Origin of the sequence: Heyndrickxia sporothermodurans, from assembly GCF_003055045.1 — a bacterium.
Classification (GTDB): domain Bacteria; phylum Bacillota; class Bacilli; order Bacillales; family Bacillaceae_C; genus Heyndrickxia; species Heyndrickxia sporothermodurans.
The window spans coordinates 122,670-129,229 of record NZ_NAZB01000002.1 but is presented as its reverse complement, the minus strand read 5'-3'; the positions used below and the strand labels follow the sequence as shown (position 1 = coordinate 129,229).

Annotated in this window: 2 protein-coding genes and 2 pseudogenes; all 4 read left to right on the top strand. The window is 27.6% G+C overall.

The window, feature by feature from the left end:
* The first annotated feature begins 446 nt into the window (after positions 1–446).
* Positions 447–2,573 (top strand): bifunctional glycosyltransferase/CDP-glycerol:glycerophosphate glycerophosphotransferase, encoded by a 2,127-nt coding sequence (locus tag B5V89_RS00615; RefSeq protein ID WP_108070015.1) that lies wholly within the window; start codon positions 447–449, stop codon positions 2,571–2,573.
* Between the two features lie 114 nt (positions 2,574–2,687).
* The gene (locus B5V89_RS00610; protein WP_108070013.1) at positions 2,688–4,742 is read left to right on the top strand and encodes a glycosyltransferase; all 2,055 of its coding nucleotides are present in this window, start codon (positions 2,688–2,690) and stop codon (positions 4,740–4,742) included.
* A gap of 313 nt (positions 4,743–5,055) precedes the next feature.
* Positions 5,056–5,157 (top strand): annotated as a pseudogene (locus tag B5V89_RS20350) (glycerol-3-phosphate cytidylyltransferase); the annotation flags it as partial.
* Between the two features lie 155 nt (positions 5,158–5,312).
* Positions 5,313–6,542 (top strand): annotated as a pseudogene (locus B5V89_RS00600) (CDP-glycerol glycerophosphotransferase family protein); the annotation flags it as partial.
* Positions 6,543–6,560: the final 18 nt, after the last annotated feature.

Here is a 6,560-nt window from a genome sequence, read left to right as displayed (position 1 = left end):
ATTTTTTTGTAACTTTACTTCTAAATCTAAAGGCAAAACTAATTGATTCATGGTATAATTTTTAAACATAAGGATCCTTCTTTCTGATTTTATTTGGTGTGGTAACTTAATTTTATCAGAAGTGGTCCTTATTTTTATTCAAAAAATAATCAAAGCCGGTGAAATTTTACTCGTCGTAAAAATTCACCGGCTTTTTCATCTCAGAGGTGGGTTTTGTCCCAGCCTCTTTTATTGTGTAAATGAGTTGGGGAAATTTCGAAAAAGTTTAAAATTGATTAGTATATAGAAAAAAATTTCTCGTTTATGATAATATTGTTTAGTATAATCACTTATAGGTATTTTTTATATGTTACAATCTCTGCATTCAATAAATATTTTTAGAAATAATATGCATTATATAATTGGAAAAAAATTTTTTCTACATAATAAGAGGTGTTGATTTTTATATGGCAAAGAAGATTACTGTTATTGTACCGATTTATAATACTGCAGAGTTCTTGGAACAATGCATTAATTCAGTATTGAATCAGACGTACAATAACTTAGAAATATTGTTAATAAATGATGGGTCGACAGATCGAAGTAAAGAAGTAATTGAATCTTTTTCAAAAATAGATAATAGAGTAGTTTGTCATGATTTTGTCCAAAGAAAAGGTGTAGGTGCCGCTAGGAATTTTGGATTAGAGAAGGCAACCGGGGATTACGTTTATTTTCTAGACAGCGATGATTATATAGAAAAAAGTACTTTACAATTATTAGTAGAAAATATCGGGGATTACCAGATAATTAGTGGAAAAACAAAGAAGATTAATAAAGCCAATGAGGCTATGCAAATAGAAGAGAACAATTATGAGGTTTTAATATATAAAAAGAAGCGAACAAAACTTTTTAAAAATAGAACTATGTTAAATCGTTTAATTTCAATTGATTTTATAAGAGAAAACCAATTAAAGTTCTCCGAAGATGTAAAGTGTTATTCAGACTTTTCACTAATTGTACCTATTCTAGAAAAAATTGATACTATGCTTTATTTAAAACAAGCGATTTATTTTAAAAGAAAAAGGAATGACCCAATCACTAATCCATCGCTTTCACAACTTGGAAGAGAGGAAAGAATTGTTGACTTTTTGAAAATTTATTCAAAGTTAAAACAGCAGTATTCCGACTTTTGGATTGCAACAAAGTATTTAGATAGTCATTTTTTAAATTATTATCGAAGGACAATAATCTTATTCTTTAAAGATTCACAAAACATGAATGATTATTTTAATGAAGTGTCAAAATCGGCTAAATTAGTTGATAATAAAATTCTTAAAAGAAAGCATTTTGTTATCCGTAAAGAAATTAAACAATTAATGAATGAACAAAAAAGTAAATATTCAAATTCACTAAAATGGCATTTAAGGTTTAGTGAAATTAAAAAAGCTTTAAAGGGTAGAACGAATTTATATAATTATTTTTATCGTTCAATATTTATGCAAAGGCCGATGAAAGAAAATAGAATTGTTTTTGAAAGCTTTTTAGGTAAAAACTATTCGGACAGTCCTAAATATATTTATGAATACATGGTAAAGGAAAATATGGATTATGAATATATTTGGATATTTAATGAACCTGGTAAAAAGATCCCAGGTAATGCAAAACAAATTAAACGATTTAGTATAGCTTATTACTACTATTTAGCAACTTCTAAATATTGGGTTAGTAACTCTAGAATGCCTTTAAGACTCAAGAAAAGGGAAGGGAATATTTATCTCCAAACGTGGCATGGGACCCCTTTGAAAAAATTAGTTTTTGATATGAATGATGTTCATTCAGCCAATCCTAATTATAAAAAACATTTTTATTTACAATCTAGAAGATGGGATTATTTAATTTCTCCTAACCAGTACTCTTCAGATATTTTTAGAAGAGCATTTAAGTTTAATAAAGAAATGCTGGAATTTGGTTATCCAAGAAATGATATTCTCTACAGTCCCAATAAACTACAAATTACAAAAACAATAAAAGAGAGACTAGGAATTCCCGTTGATAAAAAAATTATTTTATACGCTCCGACTTGGAGAGACGATGAATTTTATCAGCCAGGTAAATATAAGTTTGATCTTAAACTCGATCTTTATAAACTAAAAGAAGAATTAGGAAATGATTATGTAATTGTTTTAAGAATGCATTATTTTATTGCAGATGAAATAGAAACATCAGGGCTTGATAACTTTGCATTTAATTTATCCAAGTATGATGATATTGCGGAATTGTATTTACTTTCAGATATACTAATTACAGACTATTCATCCGTATTCTTTGATTATGCTAATTTACAAAGACCTATTTTATTCTATGCATATGACTTGGAAAAGTATAGGGATACCTTAAGAGGATTCTATATAAATATTGAAGAAGAGGTACCTGGACCAATTTTAAAAACAACAGATGCTGTAATAGAATCCATAAAGAATATTGATTTAGTGAATGAAAAATATAAAGAGAAATATGACAAATTCTATAATAGATTCTGTAATTGGGATAATGGTAAAGCTGCTAAAAATGTTGTTGAAAGGGTATTTAAATAGTCGAGTTAATTTAAAAAATACTTTCTTTTGAAAGTATTTTTTAAATTTGGTCATTTGGGATAGTATATAATATAATTGTTTTTAGCACCTATTAACCTATTAGGAGTGTAAATTATGTTTCCGATGAATTCTAAATATTACTTTTTGGTAAGTATTATAAAGTATGATTTTGGTGGTTTAACAAATAGTATGCTTCAGCGAGCTAGAATATTTACTGAAAAGGTTGGAGTAGATTCAACAATTTTGACATTCGATTATAATCCTGATTATGAAGGTATCATTAATCGTTTATGGGAACTAAATAAAATTAATGAGAAAATAAAGATTTTAAATATGTATGACTTTTTTAAAAATAGATCAAATGATTCTCTTTATAAAAATAATATAGATGATCATGTCATTCAAGAAAAAGAAAATGGGTATTTTGCAGAAAAGGTAAAAGGTAAAAATGCATATAGATATTTTAATAATGGGTTATATGTTAAATATAAAAGCTTCGAAAAACCAAATGGTAAATTGAAATTTATTGATTATGTTAATGAAAATCGATCAAGAACAAGAAGGGAAGAATTTGATGACTTTGGGAGAATAAGAAAGACTACTTATTATGACTTTTTACACAATCTTCCTAAGCAAGAATTGTTTTTTGATGAACTAGGAAACTGTTTTATGAGTAAATGGCATAAATTAGATAAATCCTCAAGTCGTGTTGAAAAAGTAATATGGTTTAATGAAAAAGGTGAAATAAAAAAGGTATTCTTTAGTGATCTTGAGTTAAAGCAGTTTTGGCTAACACAATTAACCGAAGATCAATTTAATCACTTTTTTATAGTAGATGGACGAAATGAGGATCAAACAGCTTTACTAGACAAAAAAAATATTTTTACGATAAATGTCATTCATAGCATACATATTAGACCGCCGTACGAACCGGGTTCTAAACTTAGACTGGGCCACCGTTTTATTTTTAATAATGCAGAAAAAACGGATGGAATTGTATTATTAACCGAAGGACAAAAAAAAGATGTTGAGGAACAATTTGGACATAGAAACAATTATTTTGTTATCCCGCATGCTTATGGTAGACCAAATGACATTGGAGTATTTGATGGAGAAGAAAAATATAAAGCAGTAATAATTGCACGGTACAGAGAAGTAAAACAGTTAGACCATGCAATAAGAGCTTTTGCTTTAGTATGCAAAGAATTTCCTAATGCTACATTGGATATATACGGCTTTGGCCCTGAAGAAGAAAATTTAAGGAAACTAATTAAACAGCTACATCTTATAAATAATGTTTTTTTAAAAGGGTTTACAAATAATGTTGCGGAAATTTACAAATCGGCTAATGTTTCTTTATTAACAAGTGATCATGAAGGCTTCGGAATGGTTGTTTTGGAAAGTTTAGCTAATGGTTGTCCAGTAATTAGTTACGATATTAAATACGGACCAAGCGATATGATTCAAAATGAATATAATGGATATCTAGTGAAAGCAAATGAGTGGGAGCATCTCGCAGAAAAGATAGTAGTACTTTTTAAAAATCCTTTGCTTCAAAAAGAAATGAGAATCAATTCTTATAATAGTGTAATAAAATTTAACGAAGAAAATTTTATAAATAGATGGTCTAATTTATTTCAAACAGTAATAGAACAAAAGGATAAAAGAAGCCCTATATCCAATATGAGTTTTGAATTAGATAGTTTTGAAGTAGAAGACAGCAATAATGGGATTTATAAGATCAAAGGAAATCTATTATATAAAGGAGAAAATCCTTCAAATTATCTTGACGAAATAAAAGTATTTTGGAAAATAGTAGAGAGATCATCTGGAGAAGAAATTATTAATGATGCAAAACTTTTAACTAGTGATGATTCTTTATTTGAAGTTGAAGGTGAACTTAATTTTCATAACAAAGTATTTCAAGGAAGATGGGATTTGGCAATAGTTTTACAATGGAGTAATTTTTCTTTTTTAGGTAGAGTAACGATTGATGAAAATGATAGCGTATATTTAGAAAAAAAATGGGTTAAATCGAAAAATGATTTGATAATTGTACCTTATTTAACAAAAAATAAAAATAACCTTGCATTCCAAGTAAAGCCAACTATAAATAATAAAACAGAAAAAAAGACTGGTTTTTTAAAAAAAATTGGACTGGTAAGATAAAACCATGAGGTTAAAAATAGAAGGAATATTAAACATGGATTCACATTCTTGTGAGTTAGAGAAAAGGTCAAAATAACTTTAACAGAAAAAATTTATGAACTTTTTTGGAATTAGTAATACAACCATACTACACAAAAAAATGAAAATTTAGCTTTTAATATAAATAGGAATGACTATTTAGTGGGAACTTCTTTTTTCATAAATATTTTGGTAATAATAAATCTGTTGAAATTAGTGCCGAAAAATAATATAATGTTTCTTGTATTTTAAATAATTTAGGTTACAATTATTTTTTAAAAATATTCTTTTATTGTTTGACTTTCTAAAAGAATATTGTGAAGTTGTTTATTTACCAAGGATTAATGGGATTTCTACATCTCAAATCCAAGAAGATTTACTCTCAGTAAATAATTAATAATAAGTTCCTTACGTAATTGTTGAAAAAAGTAGCTTCCCTATTGTGGTTGAGGCTACTTTTTAATTTAATGAGAATATTATAGAATAAATAAGGTGAGTTTTAGGTTTCAAATCCCAATTTTATATTTTAATTAATGATATAAAATATGGGGTGGAAAAGATAAAAAAAGGAATTGTATAATGTTAAAAAAAATATTAGTGAAATTTAAAAAACATTCTTTTGTTCAAAAATTATATCTTATTGTTTTTAAACTAGTAAGTCTAATCCCTAAAAATAAAAAGCTAATAATGTTTGAAAGCTTTCTTGGAAAGCAGTATAGCTGCAATCCAAGAGCGATATATGAATATTTGTTAAAAGAAAATGTAGATTATCAAATGTATTGGAGTATAGATCCTAGATATATCCACAATTTTCAAGAACAAAATATAAAATATATTAAAAGGTTTTCAATAAAATGGTTGTTTTTAATGGCACATGCAGGATATTGGGTGACAAATAGTCGAATGCCTTTATGGATACCAAAACCAAGAAATACAGTTTACCTTCAAACGTGGCATGGAACCCCATTGAAAAGGCTTGCTGCTGACATGGAAGAAGTCCATATGGCAGGAACAACAACTGAAAAATACAAAAAGGATTTCCATAAGGAATCGGCTAATTGGGATTTTCTTATTTCACCAAATGAATATTCCACGAATATTTTTAAACGTGCTTTTAATTTTCATAATACTGTAATTGAATCCGGGTATCCGAGAAACGATTATCTGTACACTAACAATAATCCAGAAAAAACCATGAAATTAAAAGAAAAAATCGGGATACCGTTTGATAAGAAAGTTTTATTATATGCTCCAACTTGGAGAGATGATCAATTCAATCAGAATGGTCACTATGAATTTAATCTTGAATTAGACATAGAACTGTTAAGGGAGCAATTAGGCGACCAATATGTCATTCTATTAAGGACACATTATTTAATAGCTGCAAATCTTGATTTAAGTATCTATAATGGTTTTGCTTACAATGTATCACAATATAATGATATTAGGGATCTATACCTTATTTCAGATCTTTTAATTACGGATTATTCTTCAGTATTTTTTGATTTTGCCAACCTAAAAAGGCCGATGATCTTTTATGTATATGATATTGAAAATTACCGAGATCATTTAAGAGGTTTTTATTTTGATTTTGAAAAAAAAGCTCCCGGACCTTTAGTTAAAACATCGGAGGAAGTAATTGAAACAATTAAAGATATGGAACGAGAAGATTTCGAGATGCCTTCATCATTTGCTGAATTTTATTCTAGATTTTGTTACTTGGAGAAAGGAATATCCACCAAAAGAGTAGTTCATCAAGTATTCCAATATAAAGAGAAATAAAGTTGTAAAGGAAGATCA